The sequence below is a fragment of the Nostoc sp. genome (assembly GCF_036917975.1).
Lineage (GTDB): Bacteria > Cyanobacteriota > Cyanobacteriia > Cyanobacteriales > Nostocaceae > Nostoc.
Genome location: NZ_JBALEJ010000053.1, coordinates 1 through 15,142 on the forward strand (window position 1 = coordinate 1; position 15,142 = coordinate 15,142).

At 41.5% G+C, this 15,142-nt stretch carries 15 protein-coding genes and 3 pseudogenes; 10 read left to right on the top strand and 8 right to left on the bottom strand.

Annotation, left to right across the window (positions count from 1 at the left end):
* Positions 1–48: 48 nt before the first annotated feature.
* Together V7K76_RS23565 and V7K76_RS23570 are read right to left on the bottom strand one after the other, a co-directional pair.
* Positions 49–249, bottom strand: coding sequence for a hypothetical protein (locus V7K76_RS23565; protein WP_334954064.1), 201 nt, complete (start codon positions 247–249; stop codon positions 49–51).
* 108 nt (positions 250–357) lie between these two features.
* Complete coding sequence (locus V7K76_RS23570; protein WP_334954061.1) at positions 358–999, bottom strand: phosphatase PAP2 family protein; 642 nt, start codon at positions 997–999, stop codon at positions 358–360.
* A gap of 704 nt (positions 1,000–1,703) precedes the next feature.
* On the opposite strand from V7K76_RS23570, the gene V7K76_RS23575 reads away from it, so the two are divergent.
* The 3 genes from V7K76_RS23575 to V7K76_RS23585 all read left to right on the top strand — a co-directional run bounded on the left by V7K76_RS23575 (position 1,704) and on the right by V7K76_RS23585 (position 4,829).
* The gene (locus V7K76_RS23575; RefSeq protein WP_334954062.1) at positions 1,704–2,153 is read left to right on the top strand and encodes a P pilus assembly/Cpx signaling pathway, periplasmic inhibitor/zinc-resistance associated protein; all 450 of its coding nucleotides are present in this window, start codon (positions 1,704–1,706) and stop codon (positions 2,151–2,153) included.
* 175 nt (positions 2,154–2,328) lie between these two features.
* Positions 2,329–2,880: a cytochrome b gene (locus V7K76_RS23580; RefSeq protein ID WP_334775054.1), complete on the top strand. Its 552-nt coding sequence runs from the start codon at positions 2,329–2,331 to the stop codon at positions 2,878–2,880.
* A 491-nt stretch (positions 2,881–3,371) separates the two neighbouring features.
* Positions 3,372–4,829 (top strand): hypothetical protein, encoded by a 1,458-nt coding sequence (locus V7K76_RS23585; protein WP_335030091.1) that lies wholly within the window; start codon positions 3,372–3,374, stop codon positions 4,827–4,829.
* 655 nt (positions 4,830–5,484) lie between these two features.
* Here V7K76_RS23585 and V7K76_RS23590 read toward each other — a convergent pair.
* On the bottom strand, positions 5,485–5,964 hold the full coding sequence (locus V7K76_RS23590) for a penicillin acylase family protein (RefSeq protein WP_334775057.1): 480 nt from the start codon (positions 5,962–5,964) through the stop codon (positions 5,485–5,487).
* Between the two features lie 175 nt (positions 5,965–6,139).
* On the opposite strand from V7K76_RS23590, the gene V7K76_RS23595 reads away from it, so the two are divergent.
* The 4 genes from V7K76_RS23595 to V7K76_RS23610 all read left to right on the top strand — a co-directional run bounded on the left by V7K76_RS23595 (position 6,140) and on the right by V7K76_RS23610 (position 9,105).
* Entirely contained in the window at positions 6,140–6,595 is a 456-nt protein-coding gene (locus V7K76_RS23595) for a hypothetical protein (RefSeq protein WP_334775058.1), read from the top strand.
* A 394-nt stretch (positions 6,596–6,989) separates the two neighbouring features.
* Positions 6,990–7,523, top strand: a complete 534-nt coding sequence (locus V7K76_RS23600; RefSeq protein WP_334775059.1) for a hypothetical protein — start codon at positions 6,990–6,992, stop codon at positions 7,521–7,523.
* Positions 7,507–8,352, top strand: a complete 846-nt coding sequence (locus tag V7K76_RS23605; RefSeq protein WP_334775060.1) for a transposase — start codon at positions 7,507–7,509, stop codon at positions 8,350–8,352. The genes V7K76_RS23600 and V7K76_RS23605 overlap by 17 nt, the downstream gene beginning before the upstream one ends.
* Before the next feature lie 510 nt (positions 8,353–8,862).
* Positions 8,863–9,105 (top strand): hypothetical protein, encoded by a 243-nt coding sequence (locus V7K76_RS23610; protein ID WP_334775061.1) that lies wholly within the window; start codon positions 8,863–8,865, stop codon positions 9,103–9,105.
* Positions 9,106–9,458: 353 nt separating this feature from the next.
* Here V7K76_RS23610 and V7K76_RS23615 read toward each other — a convergent pair.
* Positions 9,459–10,325, bottom strand: a pseudogene (locus V7K76_RS23615) (calcium-binding protein); the annotation flags it as partial.
* Positions 10,303–10,812, bottom strand: a complete 510-nt coding sequence (locus tag V7K76_RS23620; RefSeq protein ID WP_334775063.1) for a hypothetical protein — start codon at positions 10,810–10,812, stop codon at positions 10,303–10,305. The pseudogene V7K76_RS23615 and the gene V7K76_RS23620, both read right to left, overlap by 23 nt.
* Before the next feature lie 272 nt (positions 10,813–11,084).
* Between V7K76_RS23620 and V7K76_RS23625 the strand changes: the two genes are divergently transcribed.
* Positions 11,085–11,753, top strand: a complete 669-nt coding sequence (locus V7K76_RS23625) for a calcium-binding protein (RefSeq protein ID WP_335030093.1) — start codon at positions 11,085–11,087, stop codon at positions 11,751–11,753.
* Positions 11,754–11,870: 117 nt separating this feature from the next.
* Here V7K76_RS23625 and V7K76_RS23630 read toward each other — a convergent pair whose 3' ends face one another.
* Positions 11,871–12,026, bottom strand: a complete 156-nt coding sequence (locus tag V7K76_RS23630) for a hypothetical protein (RefSeq protein WP_335030094.1) — start codon at positions 12,024–12,026, stop codon at positions 11,871–11,873.
* 341 nt (positions 12,027–12,367) lie between these two features.
* Between V7K76_RS23630 and V7K76_RS23635 the strand changes: the two genes are divergently transcribed.
* A complete protein-coding gene (locus tag V7K76_RS23635) occupies positions 12,368–13,936 on the top strand; it encodes a GMC oxidoreductase (protein ID WP_335030095.1) in 1,569 nt (522 codons plus the stop codon).
* 136 nt (positions 13,937–14,072) lie between these two features.
* On the opposite strand, the pseudogene V7K76_RS23640 reads toward V7K76_RS23635, so the two are convergent.
* Together V7K76_RS23640 and V7K76_RS23645 are read right to left on the bottom strand one after the other, a co-directional pair.
* Positions 14,073–14,264: pseudogene (locus V7K76_RS23640) on the bottom strand (ATP-binding protein); the annotation flags it as partial.
* Positions 14,262–14,513, bottom strand: a pseudogene (locus tag V7K76_RS23645) (PAS domain-containing protein); the annotation flags it as partial. The pseudogenes V7K76_RS23645 and V7K76_RS23640, both read right to left, overlap by 3 nt.
* 14 nt (positions 14,514–14,527) lie before the next feature.
* Here V7K76_RS23645 and V7K76_RS23650 point away from each other — a divergent pair.
* Positions 14,528–14,809, top strand: coding sequence for a hypothetical protein (locus V7K76_RS23650; protein ID WP_335030096.1), 282 nt, complete (start codon positions 14,528–14,530; stop codon positions 14,807–14,809).
* Positions 14,810–15,142: the final 333 nt, after the last annotated feature.

A 15,142-nucleotide genomic window follows, 5' to 3' on the forward strand; every position in this document is an offset into this window, starting at 1 on the left:
CTCAATGTGATTCAGTATATCACTCATATTTTCGTGTTAAAAAAGTTCTCATGATCTTCTTTTACCACAAAATATACTATTTTGGAGATGTCTAAAGAGTCTACGATTATCATTGAGCATTTTTGTAATTACAGAATCATCCGGTGGCACTGCTGTTCGCAATAGAGCAAATAAAAACACAACCTTCTGGTTCGGAACCCGGAAATTGGGTAGCCCGAAGCGTTTAGTTTTAACTGGATACAGTAAGATTGGCCCAGCTCAAAATCGCGGATGTCGTCTGTGATACGTTGCCTGATGCTGACTTCTACACTAATCGTTGTATACTTTTGTTCCTCCCGATTGAACGTACTTTGTTCACTATTGATATCTGCGGCGAACTTGATGTGGGTTGATTAGCAAACTGACTCCAAGTGTCCAGCCCAATGCCACCATCCATCCTGCTAATACATCACTTGGATAATGGACTCCTAGATACAAACGTGTCCAACCAATTATTAAGACAAACAGGGTTCCGATAATCAGAACAAACCAACGCCAACGGCTGTTCCAACTCAAAATGCTCAAAGCTGCCACTAAAGTCATACTAGCCATCGCATGACCACTAGGAAAGCCATAATCAAATTCTGGAGCAGGTGATGTCCACAGATGAGGACGTGCCCGGTGCAGCAACAGCTTAACCGTCTGATTAATGATTATACTGCCCACCGAGACGATGAAAAAGTACTCTAAAGCACGCCACCGTTGTCGAATCAGTAGGAACAGCACAATCATGGCTGCTGCTGGGAATACCCCCCAAAACACCCCTAACTTCGTCAAGTGTGACACAAAAACGTCTAGTTTCGGTTGAGCTGTCCTGTGAATCGCTAATAATAGAGGAACATCGAACCAAAATCCGCCTTGTTTCCAGACATCCTCTGCTAAGTCCCCAAATATCAGTAAGGGAATAAATCCGCCAAGCAGTAGGAGCAGTACTGCCCTTCGGCTTCTGGTGAGGCGCATCAAATCAACTTACTCCCCCATTAATTAATCTTTCTCTAATACTAGCGGCATAAGTAACCAAACAAAATTAATTACATGGCGATTCTTAACTAGTAATTCGCTTTCGTGACTTGGCGGGGTAAAGGCTAAGGGGGAAGGTGGGGTCCCCTCTGGGGATAAGGGGCGGGGGGAAAGGGTTTAAATCTCTTACCCTTTTCCCTTTCCCCTTTCCCCTTTCCCCAGTCCTCACAAGCGCATTTTTGGGTTGGCAGACTACTAGGCAAGAACCATGTTTTTTACAGAATTCTTGGGTTACTAATTCTACTTGTAAAGAGGTGCTGATTGCTCCCCTTAAGGATTTGATTACGCCAATCAGATCAGTGAGCAAACTTGATTAAATCATCTGCTCTCGCAGCGGATACGCGATGTCTACATCGGTAAACTACGCTCATCTTTTCCTCGCTTGAATCGGGAGAGCGAGGAAGTGCGGTGGCTATTGGGCGTCGCCAGTGTTAATCAAACAACCATATCGCTACCAAGAATTTCACTCCCAACCCGAACATTGGAAACTGGTAGGTTCTTAACCTTCCCATGCGCCACTATTACAAAGGTCATAGTATAAATCATGACTTTTAGCTCATTCAGTTTTGATCATAGATTCCTATGATAATGACATACACAAAAAGCAAATTTACCTCTAAAGTATGATGAAACTTAATAAATTAATGTCTGTTCTTGCAAGTCTTGTAGCAGTAAGTGTTGTTGCAGTTCCCTTTACTGTTAAAGCAGATGCGATTCATAATGGACAGCCATTGCTAGCACAAGCTCAACAAAATTCTCACAAAAAAGAAGGCGGTCGCTGGGCAAAATTAAATCTGACTGACGCGCAAAAACAACAGCTGCGTCAAATTGAAAAAGATAGCAGGCAGCAACTCGAAGGTGTTTATACACCACAACAACTTGCACAACTGAAAGCAGCAAGAACACAGCATCAACAAGGGCAACATGCTAATCGTCGTGATGTCATGAAATCTCTAAATCTAACTGATAGTCAAAAGGCTCAAATCAAGCAAATTAGAAAAGCGCAAAAAGCGAAGATGAACTCTGTTTTCACTCCTGAACAGAGGCAGCAACTCGAACAGCAACGGGCACAATGGCAGCAACAGCATCAGTAAGATAATTAAATAAATGAGTAATGAGTAATGAGTAATATCTATTACTTATTACTTATTACTTCAAAGAGTAATTAGTTAAACCATCCTGAAAACTAGTAACTTGTACTGTATTTCATCCGCTCAATAGCTGAAAACAGTATTGATCTACTATTAATTTTTTCTAGGAGTAAATAAAGTGACGGTCATTGCGACACCTAAAATCAAAAAGATTACACAAGAGCGTTTATGGTTTCTACATTGGCTGATGGCAAGTTTCTACTTGCTTTTGTTTGCTGGTGGAATTTACATGATTCACTTAGGACGCGATGTTTTATATCGACGACCTTTGTATGACTTCCACAAGACTCTTGGAGTTATAGTCATGAGTTTGTTACTAGCACGAATTACTTTCCTGTTACCTGTTCAGCTAAATAACAAGCGTTTATCACAGCTGAAAAAGAATTGGATGCAAAAATTTGTTGTCCATACATCTCTGTACTTATTTATGATATTTGTCCCTTTAAGCGGTTACTTATTATCTAATGCTGGTGGTCATGACATCATTATCTTCGGTACTAATATTGCTTTCCCACAGCTATTTGTTAAGAATAGGCAATTAGCCCTTTTGGGTACAAACTTACATTTTTGGTTATCTTACACTTTTCTCGTTTTCATTATTTTACACACCCTACAACAGTGGAGATATTTACGGGGTATTTGGCGGAGATTCTATAAAATGTCAGTGTAGTTTTTAATTATCTGAGATTCATTTTATACGTAAGAGTTGATTAGCGATCGCTCTCCTGGTGGGGTCATTTCACAAAATCGCATTGCTCCCGAATTTAGTGCCAGAACATAAATATTTTTCCAAGACTCTTAGACAATTGTTAACTGAATCTTAACCTTTTGCCACTATTTATATTTATACACTCACTAAGAGTTTGTTTATCTTTGCCTAGTATTTCTTTATTTTAGGCACCAAAAATACATTTGGGAATAATTAAAGAATATATAGCCATTCTGCTTCAACTAAATACTCCGTATAATCTAACCCTCTAACCTCATTTCCGACTCGGTAATCGGAAATTCAAAGCTTCTCTACAACTTGTAGAGAGGTCAGAATTGCATTTTATCCAATTGCATCGCGTTTTCTTTTTATGGGAAATGCGATTGCCCTCGAATCTGAACCTTTACAGACTGCTAAAACCACAAATCATTCCTCCAATTTAAGTACACACAATGAAGAAAATGCTTTTCATCTGCTCCTCAGTTCTACTGGGCGTAGCGGCATTTAGTGCCACAAGCTATTCCTCTGTTCCAGAAAACTCGTGGACTGCTGCTACTGCCCCGGTTGAGGCGAAAATTACAGGGGGTCCTTGGACTCTGGGACAAGGACCAACAACTAAAACACTGCCTTCAGTCGGCTATTGCGTAAATGGTGTGCCTCAGTCCAATATCGGGACTAATTTGATGCAGCCCTACTACTATCCATTTGTTAGAGGAACTGGAAAAAACCTGCAAGGCTACTTTGACTACCGAGCTAAGGACAGCAACGAGGCAGTTGTAGCAGCTAACTCCAAAGATGGAGGATTAACTTGGACTTTTCAAAATAAGGTACTGGAACTGAACCCTGGATTGTGTCCTTCATCAAACAGTACGACTAATGCTCAAACCTATCCAGCCACTACAACACCAAATCCCTATCCGAACCCACCGGCTTCTAATGTACTTCTCAGCAACGCAGCTGGTAGCCCTGGTGCCACCGACGACGGGCAAGGACACTCAATTGTCTTGAAGATTGGCGGTGTCTCGCGTCTTTATACAATAGACCGTTCTGTAAATCCCGGAGACAATAGTGTCGATAATTTGGGATTAGTTGTACATACTTTGACCTCACGGACCCTGAATGGAGTTGAAGCTACTTCCCCAGATACGGTTCCTAACAAGGGGACGCGCACTACGGGTCTACTCAATCCTGACGGAATCCTTGCTGAAGTTCCAGGCTCGTATCCACGCAAAGTCCTTTACGTTCAAAAACAATTGAACGGAGATACAACCCTCCTTCCCTCCAGTCAATGGTGTTCCAGCCCTACCATTGGGTACCAGAAAGGTAAGAAACCCAACACAGATTATGTAACAGTACGTTTGGCAAGAACAAAGGATGGTGTGAATTTTACCGACATCGGACCGGTTAATGGACTGAATGATCAAACTGATACTTCCCTTACAGGCACGCGCTATGTTGCCTCCCGTGGCACCCTCATCCACTTACCCGATAACCGTTATGGATTGTTCTTCTCTGGTGGCAACTGCCTAGATGCCGACTCAGATGCATTCCACTATATTGGTTACGCTGAATCTACGGACCTCCAGCACTGGAAGGTAATCAACGCACTTAATAACCCTATCGCTTCTGTTCAGAATACTCAAGTCACTGACCCATCAGGTCCTGCGATTCCTTCTATCCCTCCCCTGATTCCCACACAAGTCTGGTTTCAACAAAGGGTGTACACGCCTAATGCCATTATTAATGATAGTAATGATCGCAAGCAGGTATCGCTAATTTTTGCTGGTTACAGTGTCAAGGGACCTAGCAGCGACTACTCTAACTATCGGACAATCACCCAGGTCTTTCTTAATTCTGCTCTTCCACTACACAGATTTGAGTCTTCCGATCTTCAGCAGTTAGATAGATAGGTTTTGAACGCATCGCAGCAACCCATACCCTCAATGTACTGATAGGCATATCAACCACATCAATCGCCCCCATATTCTGGGGGTATTTTTCTCGCGGTAGTGCCTTAAGCAGTGCCTCGCAATATTGGGCTGTCTTAGCGTCTGGTACAAACAAAGCTAAAAGAAAATTGTAAACCAAAGAACCGTAATTGTAGTTTTCATGTAGTGCAATACTGCTCGGTTAAGGAAAGAAGGTAGGCTGAAACCCTTGAAATATCGTCGTCTATAATGCCCAAAAGAGGCTTAACCGAGCAGTATTGAGTTCTAATGTTTCTTACTTTGAGGTTTTAAAAGCATTTTTCGCCTCTGCTTGCGGCTGGCGATCGCTAAAAAGAAGAGATGGGAAATATCAATTTTGTCGTTAAATGTCTAGTACAACACGGCGGAAATAAACCACCTATTCACAATCAGTGAAATGCTTGCGCTGTATTAATTTGGAATTTGGAATTTGGAATTCCGCCTTGCGGTACTAGTGTCCTTCGACACTAATCTCAACTTGCTGCCAATTTTGGGATTAGTCTCAGTGTATTAGCAGTTTTAGCTGTTACCTGATTGTGTTCCCACTTCTAAACTGAGGGCGCTGCCTTGATGTTGTGCTAGATAAGCATTAACACCATCAGCATAAGAAGAGCAAATCTGCCTTCATTTGGGCATCCATTTGCTGGATTTCTTGCTGTGCTACTCTTGCCCAACCCATTGTCCGCAGATATCTGTCACTTTCTACTTGAAATGAACCAAACATTTCTGCTAGTCGCCCTGAACCGATGTGTCGCCAAAAGTCCATTTGCCAAAAACGGTCTTGGGCATGGGTATAACCTTGCGCCATGAATAAATCATGAGAGTTAGCAGCCCAAATATAGGGAATTCCCCAGTTGTCTCGCTGAACTCTAACAACAGCTGTCAGTCCAGACAGCACAATCGTGCCACTTTCTACAGGAAAAGATTGGCGCACAGTATAAACAGTAAATCCAACTAGCGACAGCCCCAGTACTAACACCCAAACCAAGCCGATTTTGAGTTGATTACGCAACCAACGTTTCTGGGACTTTTTCATGTATGTAGGTATCGTCGCATCATTAGTGAAACCACGCGACATTATACCAATTCAATTAATGTTTGAATTGTTAATGGGTGAATTGTTAATATTGCTCAAAGGCTTTATGGTACTATATCAGAGCCACGGAGTAGGAGCATTCTTCTAAACGTGATTCAACTTTCTGGCGTTGAAGTGAATAGATAATCGCTAAACACTACTGAGAAATTTTGTATACATGAATCACCTTTACCGTTCCCTGATTCTGATCGGCTTGACTTTGCCCATCCCATTGGGGATTTTAGCACCTCCAGTATTTGCCCAAACTGGCAATCGAGTGCAAAGTCCTGTAGCGACTTCTATTGGAGTTCACATCTTCTACAATTTTCCGAAAGAAGGAATTACCTACTTAACAAATGGCCCTCTTAACTACAAGGGTCGGAACTTTCCACCTAATGAAATTAATATTGTTACCTCGGCGATTGGCAAAGAAGTAACTGTCAAGCTCGCAAATGGAATTGACACTCTTACAACCTTTACACTTCTTTTACCTAATAGCCCGATCCCGATTGATGCCAAAATCACGGCTGTGGGAATTACAGATAACTTCCTTGCTCCTAGTACAAACAACGATTCTTATATTCTCCTGAATGGCACAGCCTCCACTGTAATTGTCTCCCCACCAACTAATTAAGTACCTCGGCAAAATTAATTATACATTTCGTCCACAGATATAAATCCCTGTAATCTGCTTCTGTTCCCTGTTCCCCATTCCCTATTCCCTTCTCGAAATGTGCAATTTATTTTGCATGAGTACTTATTAACAATTTGATTATTCACGCATTCACGCATTCACGCATTTTCATTCATTTTAGACATTTCAGACTCTTGATTTAAACCCCGATGGTTCCTGAGCCTGCGTCGAAGGACTGAAATGTGTATTATATGTAATGGTTGGGGTCTTAAACCCAGCCCTTTCAACGCGAACAGATGAACTACTGAGGTAAAGGCTGAAACCCTCTCCCAACACAGGTTATTAATGATGAATTCAAGGTATCCTGGGCAATATCAGTACAGGGTACTTGAAAATGCTGTCTTCTCTCTTTGAGCAATTTGTAAAAGAAAGTCCAGTAAGCGTAATGATGCGAGGCTTAATGTCGCATATATTTGCAACGGAGAGAATGGATAGGTTATTTACAAAACATGCACAAGTGCAGTATCAGCAAGATTTACTATTTTCAAGTCAAGTAGATTTAATGAGTTTAGTAGTGTGTGGAGTCCAGAAATCTGTTCACGCAGCATACAAAGCCAGGGCAGAAAATTTAAGCGTAAGCACAACAGCACTATATAATAAACTTTGTGGTATTGAGCTAAGTGTAAGCGAAGCATTAGTAAGAGAAACAGGACAAGACTTAGCAGAATTAGTGAAATTAGTAGGTGGAGAGCAAACAAATATACTACCAGGTTATTGCATAAAAGTAGTGGATGGGACTTGCTTGAAAGGAACAGACCATAGACTAAAAGCGATCAGAAATTTGGCAGCATCCGCACTCCCAGGAAAAGCGATAGTAGTACTAGAACAGCAGTCAAAAATAATCACAGATATTGTTCTTTCTTGTTGACGGTCATGCACAAGAACGTTCCGAGTTTGATGCAGTATTAAAGAAAGTAAAACCACAAGATTTATGGTGTGGAGATAGGAATTTTTGTACATTAAAGTTTTTATTTACAATACAAGAGGAAAAAGCATTTTTTGTAATTAGGCAACATGGAGGGATGGGATTTAAAGAACTAGAAGAATTAAAACCACTAGGTTCAACAGAAACAGGGGACTTATTTGAACAGAAGGTAGAAATAAATTACGAAGGGAAAACGCTAATATTAAGACGCATCGTATTAAAGTTATTTGTCCCAACAAGAGATAAAGAGTGGGAAATAGCGATTTTCAGCAATTTACCAGAATCTGTACCAGCTACAAAAATCGCTGAAATATATCGTAATCGGTGGAATATAGAAAGCTTATTTCAAACAGTAACTAAGAATTTTCATGGAGAAATTCAGACTCTAGCTTATCCAAAAGCCGCTTTATTTTCATTTTCAATGGCATTAGTTGCTTATAACATACTTGCAACTTTAAGAGGTGCTTTAGGGGGCGTACATGGAGTAGAGAAAATTGAAGCTGGATTATCTGATTTTTACTTAGTTGATGAGCTTCAAGGCACGTACAGAGGAATGATGATTGCAATTCCTCCTTTGGAGTGGGAGGTATTCCAAACTTTTTCAAGAGAGAAAATGGCACAATTTCTACAACAATTATCAACAGGTGTTAATCTCAAACAGTTTTTAAAAGCGATTAGAGGAGTAAAGAAACCGAAAGTCCCAGTAATTTATGATAAGAAACAAGGGCATGTTTCAACAATTCGGCTTTTAGAGCAGTACAATCATTCATAAAAAAAGCAGTTAATCACAATTAATAAACCGATTAAATACACTGGCTTACCTGATGTAGCAAATTGGTACAGCTAGAGATAGCTTATTGCTTATTTTTTGGAAAAAATCATGATTTTTAGCTGCTGCAATCTCTTAATCGATGATTGTATCGCCCAAATTTCATCAGTTCGTGTCTAAGTTTATATAATTCAATAGCTTAAACATTTGTAATTGCTAAAAGATACCTTTTTTCTCACAATTTGCAACTCGAATTACTAAAAAGAGGTTGTAGTTCATCTGTTCGCGTTGAAAGGGCTGGGTCTTAAACCTTTTAATTTGGCAAGACCTGGACTTTCCAGGATGAGAAGTTGGAACTTGTGGCGTCGGCGCACCGTTTTTGTTTATCTGGTGAAGTCGCCCCGTCAGATTAATTACAACGACTTGATTTGTGGAAGTTCAAAATTTACCAACTCCAAGTCAGAAATTTTGAAAACAGCCAAATGAGTAAAACTACAAAGGAGATAAATCAACATGGACCAGAATGATAATCCACAACCAGAACCACAAGAACCCCAACCCACAGGAGATAGACCACAACCTCCTAAGACAATTGGAAAACCAGTTAAGACTGAATTCATTAACTCCTCACAACACCAGAATCATAGGAGTACGCGCTCTTCGGGAAACCAGCGCGTCGATTTCGGCGATTGGCTGCCGCATTCGCTCTCTTGGCAATCGCATTATCTTTGTTTAGCCCCAGCGATCGATCCATAATATACAATTTATTTTGCGTAAGTACTTACATAATTAAAATACGTAGTATCAATATCCAAGCCCCTAACTTTAGTTATGGGGTAATAATGGGCGAAAAAGCGAATTGGAAATGACGCATATATTCTCTTCAAGAAGAAGAAGCGATCGCACCCGCCCAAACTCTACAGGGTTGCGATCGCCTCCTAATATTTAACTTCTCGGTTTTCTCTGGAAATTTGGCATAAGAAGCGATCGCTGGTTCCCTATTTTTCCTCGCTTTAACCCTGTTTTGTCACTTTCGGAAAACAATAATCGAAGCGAAATTCTCAACCTTTGATGTAATGAAGCTTTGAGCCTTTATTTTCCAACAGTAACTAAAATTTATAGCCAAAACCAGCCGCACTGCCATTTTGGTTGTAGAACAATTGCCCACTCAACGGGTCGTAGACAATTTTTGCCGTGCTAGTCCCAGCTTTATTAGTGACTTGAAAATCACTCTTGTGACTAAAACCTGTTCCCGCAGCAGAAGCGATCGCACTAAAGGTAGTTTTACCCAGTACAATCTTGTCACCTTCAGAACTGTTAAAGTCAGTAATGGTATCTACACCAATTGCAGAGCCTTTAAAAGCAGTACCAGTATTGTAAAGGAATCGGTCAGCACCCGCACCGCCAACCAGAATATCATTACCCGCACCACCGATGAGGGTATCATTCCCAGCACCGCCTCTGAGTATGTCATTGCCGCTCAAGCCATTAATAATGTCATTACCCCCTTGACCATTAATCACATCATTGGAGTTGTCAAAACCCGTGATGTTATTGTTTAAGTCATTGAGGAAGGTGACAGTGTTTTTGTTGAAAACGCTAGTTTGAGTGGAATTGGCATCAATGACATCAAAGCTGTCGGTGATGCTGGTTTGCCCATCAAACAGAATATTACCAATAGCAGGTCTTGAAGAAGTTGCGGGTACGTTATCCAGGTTTTCTAATTGGAAGTTTTGCAGAGTGACTTTAGTGTTAGCTACATTTTCAAAGCTAACTTCTAGGTTATTACCATTTTGAGTGAGTTGCAGATTTCGGGCAGTTAAACCCGAACCTGTAAATTGCAAGGTATCCAATTGGCTAATCACTGCTGCTGATGGATTTGAACCTTTGCCTATACCACCAAAGTCGGTGATGGTGTCATTGCCATCGCCACGGTGAAAGACAAAAGTATCATTACCAGTACCACCCGTGAGAATTGGGATCGCTGTCGTTGGCTAACACTCCTGTAGCTAAAGGGACAGTTAAGGTAGTGTTTTTACTAAGGCTATAGCTATCGTCTTTAGCTTGAGGGGGTGGGTTCAGAATACCCGGAGAATAATTAGCGACTAAGTTGTCTACTTCAAGCCCAGTCGGAGCACCATCGTTGTTGACTACAAAGTCTAGAGTATTAGTGCCAACTTTAAAGTAACTGGAATTAGAAATGGCGAAACTAGTCAATTGAGAGAACTGATTATTATTAGTAATTCCTATAGGATTCCCATTGAGAAGTATATTCACACCCTCATTGTCAGTTGCCCATTGACCAGTAATTGAGGCTGTAGAAAAACTAGTAGGTATAGTAAAGGTAGTTTCATAAGTGTAACTACCAGCAGGTCCATTAGCCGAACTAGTATTAGGACCAATCCATCGAGAAGTTGTAGTATTAGCAACCCAATAACCGAAAGGATAATAACCAGCAGGCACAGTAACAGCAGGTGGAACTCCACCACTAGGAAAACTTGTTAGGGTGTAGTGAGGATCTGCAACGCCATCGCCTAAGATATTTCCTGAACTATCAACACCTGTATCAAAAATGTCAGTGATAAAGGATTTACACTTCAATAATTAATCCTAAAATTCTATCCCTGAGTTTATACCCAGGATTTATTCAATTACACAGAGTTTCTTTAAAAATGCACTACTTTGCACCAGTGATTGTAAAGAGAGAGAAGAGTATGCTCTCAGGAGATAGAGTGATGGCAGGAAAAATTAAATTAAAGATCGGCAACTCGGTCATTGTTAAACCAAGCGTACTAGACCCAGATTTGGGAACTGACATTAGTGGTTGGCAAGGAAGAATCTCAGAAATTAATCCAGAGAACAATAGCATTTGTATTGATTGGGATAGCATCACCTTGAAGAATATCCCGTCAGAAGTGATTTTTAAGTGTGAAGAAGAGGGTTTGGACTGGAGCCAGATATACCTCGAACCAACAGATGTGGAATTAACTCAAGCAAAAGACACAGAAAAAGATGTTGCTGCCATAATTGAGGAAATTGAGGCAAAACATCGTTGGAGTCATTTAGGAGAAGAGGGAAAGCGTATTCAAGCAGTATTAGTGGATGTTGAACCGGATGATGAAATAGCGGCTTTTGAAACTTGGTCAGAGCATCTGAAAAAAGTACTGAGTTTTCCTTTTAAAGCTAAAGTCGCCGAATTTCAAGAAACAGGTCCACTCAGAACCGACGAGCAAATAACGCTAGAGGGAATTACATCTGTAGAGGATCTGTACGGTATTCTTGTTAAAGTTAAGCATGAGCGCAGAGGATATGATTTTCCCCTTTGTGACTTGGAGGCGACCGATTCCAAATCGCCAAACTATGGATTTCTGAGAGATTATGTAGTTTGGTTCGCCAATCGGTAAATAAAACCCGTGGCAAACATAAAACCCTTCTGCCTTCAGCATAGATGCCTTCTTCAACAGCAGCACCCGCAACATCTGAGGAAGCACCAGTTCTTCAAACTGAACTATTAACTTCGATTAATCTCTAGTCGAAGACAGAGTGAGAATCCCACCAACTAGCAGTGCTGCTGCCATTACTTGCAGCCCGCCACTAAAACTATTAGTGGCATCTTTAACTAAGCCGATAACATAGGGAGCAACAAATCCTCCCAAATTGCCCACAGAGTTAATCAATGCTAAGGAGCCAGCTGCTGCTGTACCGCTTAAAAAGGCAGTGGGTAAAGCCCAAAATGGTCTGGCTTTATGCCTGCTGGAGTATTGGCTTGCCCAAATGACTTTCGCTGTTCAATAAAAGAGAGAGCCATTAGCCGATGTTTTTGGCAATTTGGCAGATCAACTATTTTTGATACTGGTATTTTTGGGATTGTGCAACAAGTGTAGCAGAAGTTGCCCTAACGAGGTGTCGAAATTTTGAAGTTACTTCTGTAATTCCTTGAAGACATCAATTGCAGCTAGTGATTTCAACTGAGATGTAAAAGTGTCGGTGCATAATCAACTCATACAGGAGATTAATTATGTCGGGCGTAATTAAACGTCGTCAATTTCTGAAGGCAACGCTGGCAGCAACGGCAAGTATCGCTGTGCCTAGCATTGCTTCTGCCACCTATCGTGGTGAAGAATGTCTCGAAGCGCTGATTATTGGTAGCGGTTTTGGTGGAGCCGTTGCAGCATTGCGCCTTGGTGAAGCTGGAATTAAAACTATAGTTTTGGAGCGAGGACAACGATGGCCAATTAGCGCCGCAGGTAACACTTTCTCCACATATCAGAATCCAGATGGTCGGTCTACTTGGCTAAGTCCGACTACAGTTATCTTCAACAAAGTTCCGATTGATGTATACACTGGTGTTCTTGATGTCAAGGTAGGCGATGGAATTATTGCCTATCGTGGGGCAGGGGTGGGAGGCGGTTCACTAGTCTACAACGCAGTTAGTTATCAGCCAACTAAAGAACTTTTTTATCAAGTCTTTCCACGTAGCATCAAATATGAGGAACTGGATAAAGTTTACTACCCAAAGGTGCGTTCCATCCTCAAACCATCTCCCATACCGGATGATATTCTCAACACTGACTACTATTTGGCAAGCCGCATCTTATTAGAGCAAGCTGGCATTGCTGGTTTAAGAGCTAGGAAGCTTGATGTCGCTGTTGATTGGGATATCGTTCGACAAGAAATCGCGGGTCAGAAGGTTCCTTCCGCGATCGCAGGTCAAGTTTACTACGGTCTTAACAGTGGTGCCAAAAATAGCTTAGATCGAAATTATCTCAGCATGGCAGAAGCTACTAAAAACGTGGAAATCCGACCCCTACATGTGGTAGATACAATCGAGGAATACCATGCCGGGCGTTTCCGAGTTACCTGCAATCAAATTAATCAGCAGGGAGTTGTACTGGCTAAAAAATCCTTTATCTGTCGCTATCTGTTTTTAGCAGCCGGTTCCATTGGCACCACCGAATTGCTTTTACGTGCCAAGCATGAAGGGACATTGCCTCGCCTCAACAATCAAGTCGGAAAATTCTGGGGAACTAACGGTGATGCAGTCAGTGCGATCCTTACTTCTGGTCAAACTAATGCCACACTCGGCGGCCCAGCATCGGTAGTAATTGAAGACTTGGACAATCCCATCGCTCCATTAGTTATCGAGCAACTTCCTTTTCCGATAGTTCCACAAGGTGTATTAGCCCCTCTGAGCCTCGCCATCGCCAAGCCTGAGGGCTACCTGAATTACAATACTTCTACCCAATCAGCTAATCTTTTCTGGCCGAAAAACTCAGCCAACAATCAGAAAATTACCCAGGCTAATCAGTATACTTACCAACGACTAAATCTTGCTAATGCAACCACTTTTGCTGCACCGCTTGACTTTAGCGCTACAGCACATCCCCTTGGTGGTGCAACTATCGGTGCTGTATGCAATACTTACGGAAAAGTCCACGGCTATTCTAACTTATTTGTTGTTGATGGTTCTCTCATTCCTGGTTCCACTGCTTGCAGCAACCCATCCCTAACTATCGCGGCTCTTGCGGAGCGCTGCATCGATCGCTTTCTCAACAACAAGCTTCCTGAAAGCACAGAGTGGCAATAAGAAGACAGGAGGTAAAGATAAAGATCGCTTCAGTAAGCGATACTTAAACTCTGCTAATGACACGGCTAAAGGAGTTAAGCCGATGACATTACCACTCTTGCCGGCGATACTATCATCACCCTCTAAACTCCTAAAATCAGTTTTTTACTCTTGATTGAGACAATGGAATTATGATTGCAAATTCTGTACCTTTACCTGGTGGAGAAATACATTTTAATTTCCCTTGATGTTTTTCCGTGATAATTTTGTAACTAATAGATCAGCCTAAACCTGTACCTTTACCTACGCTTTTAATGGTAAAAAATGGGTCAAATAAAAACTTTTGCAGGGTATGTTCACTGCGTCCGATCCATTGTTCTGGATATTCAGGTAATTTTGGTAGCCATTTTTGGAGATGACTTCCCAACAGAATAAACGGATTGATACCAAAAAAAATTTCTGTCGCTGGATTTGCTTACCGGATTATACCTTGCTCATCCACCACTAAAATACCATCCAAGGCAACAGTAAATAGATGTTCCGCTGCTTCTTTTGCTTCAGCGATTGCTACTACTTGGGGTAAACTTGTCCAACAGGCGGATCGTCCTGTACTTGTCTCCTGTTAGCCCTCAATCCTCTGACAGTACCTTAATTCCATCTGTTAGTTCTCTATCTGACGATGAAGTTTTGGCATTAAGCGAATTGCAAATGTCACCAGATCGAGATTACTACTTAAGTGAACTACTTGACCGTCAGCAAGCTGGAACGCTAACTGATGCTGAACGTCCTTACTTAACGGCATTAATGCAAAATTACCAGGAAAAACTGCTACTCAAAGCTCAAGCCCTGCGAGAAGCAGTACAGCGCGGTTTGCGAGCATCCCTTGAATCATGAGTCCAGGATCGATTTCTGACGAAATGCGGACAAAAATCCGCGTCCAAGCATGAGTCCCTTTACCCTTTAACTTTTTACTTTTGCTTTTTTGGTAAGCTACTAGATCCGAATGGAATCAGAAAGTTTATGAGCAAGCAAAAGCGCGGAAAGTGAAACCATGATATACGCCGCTATGACGCATTTAATGTTACGTCGATTAGCCCGTAATCATAGTCGCTCAACCGCTTAAGAATTATTTTACGCCTTATGTGAATTAAGCCACAGGATGTTGTTCAAAAGTGAGGACATCAATACCAAAACGCTGACGTAGAAAAATACGCAGAGTATGACTGG

Bases quoted from the DNA above. Each gene is read 5' to 3' on its own strand.
- V7K76_RS23610 (WP_334775061.1), top strand. From the start codon at position 8,863: ATGGACCAGAATGATAATCCACAACCAGAACCACAAGAACCCCAACCC.
- V7K76_RS23575 (WP_334954062.1), top strand. From the start codon at position 1,704: ATGTCTGTTCTTGCAAGTCTTGTAGCAGTAAGTGTTGTTGCAGTTCCC.
- V7K76_RS23590 (WP_334775057.1), bottom strand. From the start codon at position 5,964: ATGTCGCGTGGTTTCACTAATGATGCGACGATACCTACATACATGAAA.
- V7K76_RS23585 (WP_335030091.1), top strand. From the start codon at position 3,372: ATGAAGAAAATGCTTTTCATCTGCTCCTCAGTTCTACTGGGCGTAGCG.
- V7K76_RS23635 (WP_335030095.1), top strand. From the start codon at position 12,368: ATGTCGGGCGTAATTAAACGTCGTCAATTTCTGAAGGCAACGCTGGCA.
- V7K76_RS23600 (WP_334775059.1), top strand. From the start codon at position 6,990: ATGCTGTCTTCTCTCTTTGAGCAATTTGTAAAAGAAAGTCCAGTAAGC.
- V7K76_RS23625 (WP_335030093.1), top strand. From the start codon at position 11,085: ATGGCAGGAAAAATTAAATTAAAGATCGGCAACTCGGTCATTGTTAAA.
- V7K76_RS23570 (WP_334954061.1), bottom strand. From the start codon at position 999: ATGCGCCTCACCAGAAGCCGAAGGGCAGTACTGCTCCTACTGCTTGGC.
- V7K76_RS23595 (WP_334775058.1), top strand. From the start codon at position 6,140: ATGAATCACCTTTACCGTTCCCTGATTCTGATCGGCTTGACTTTGCCC.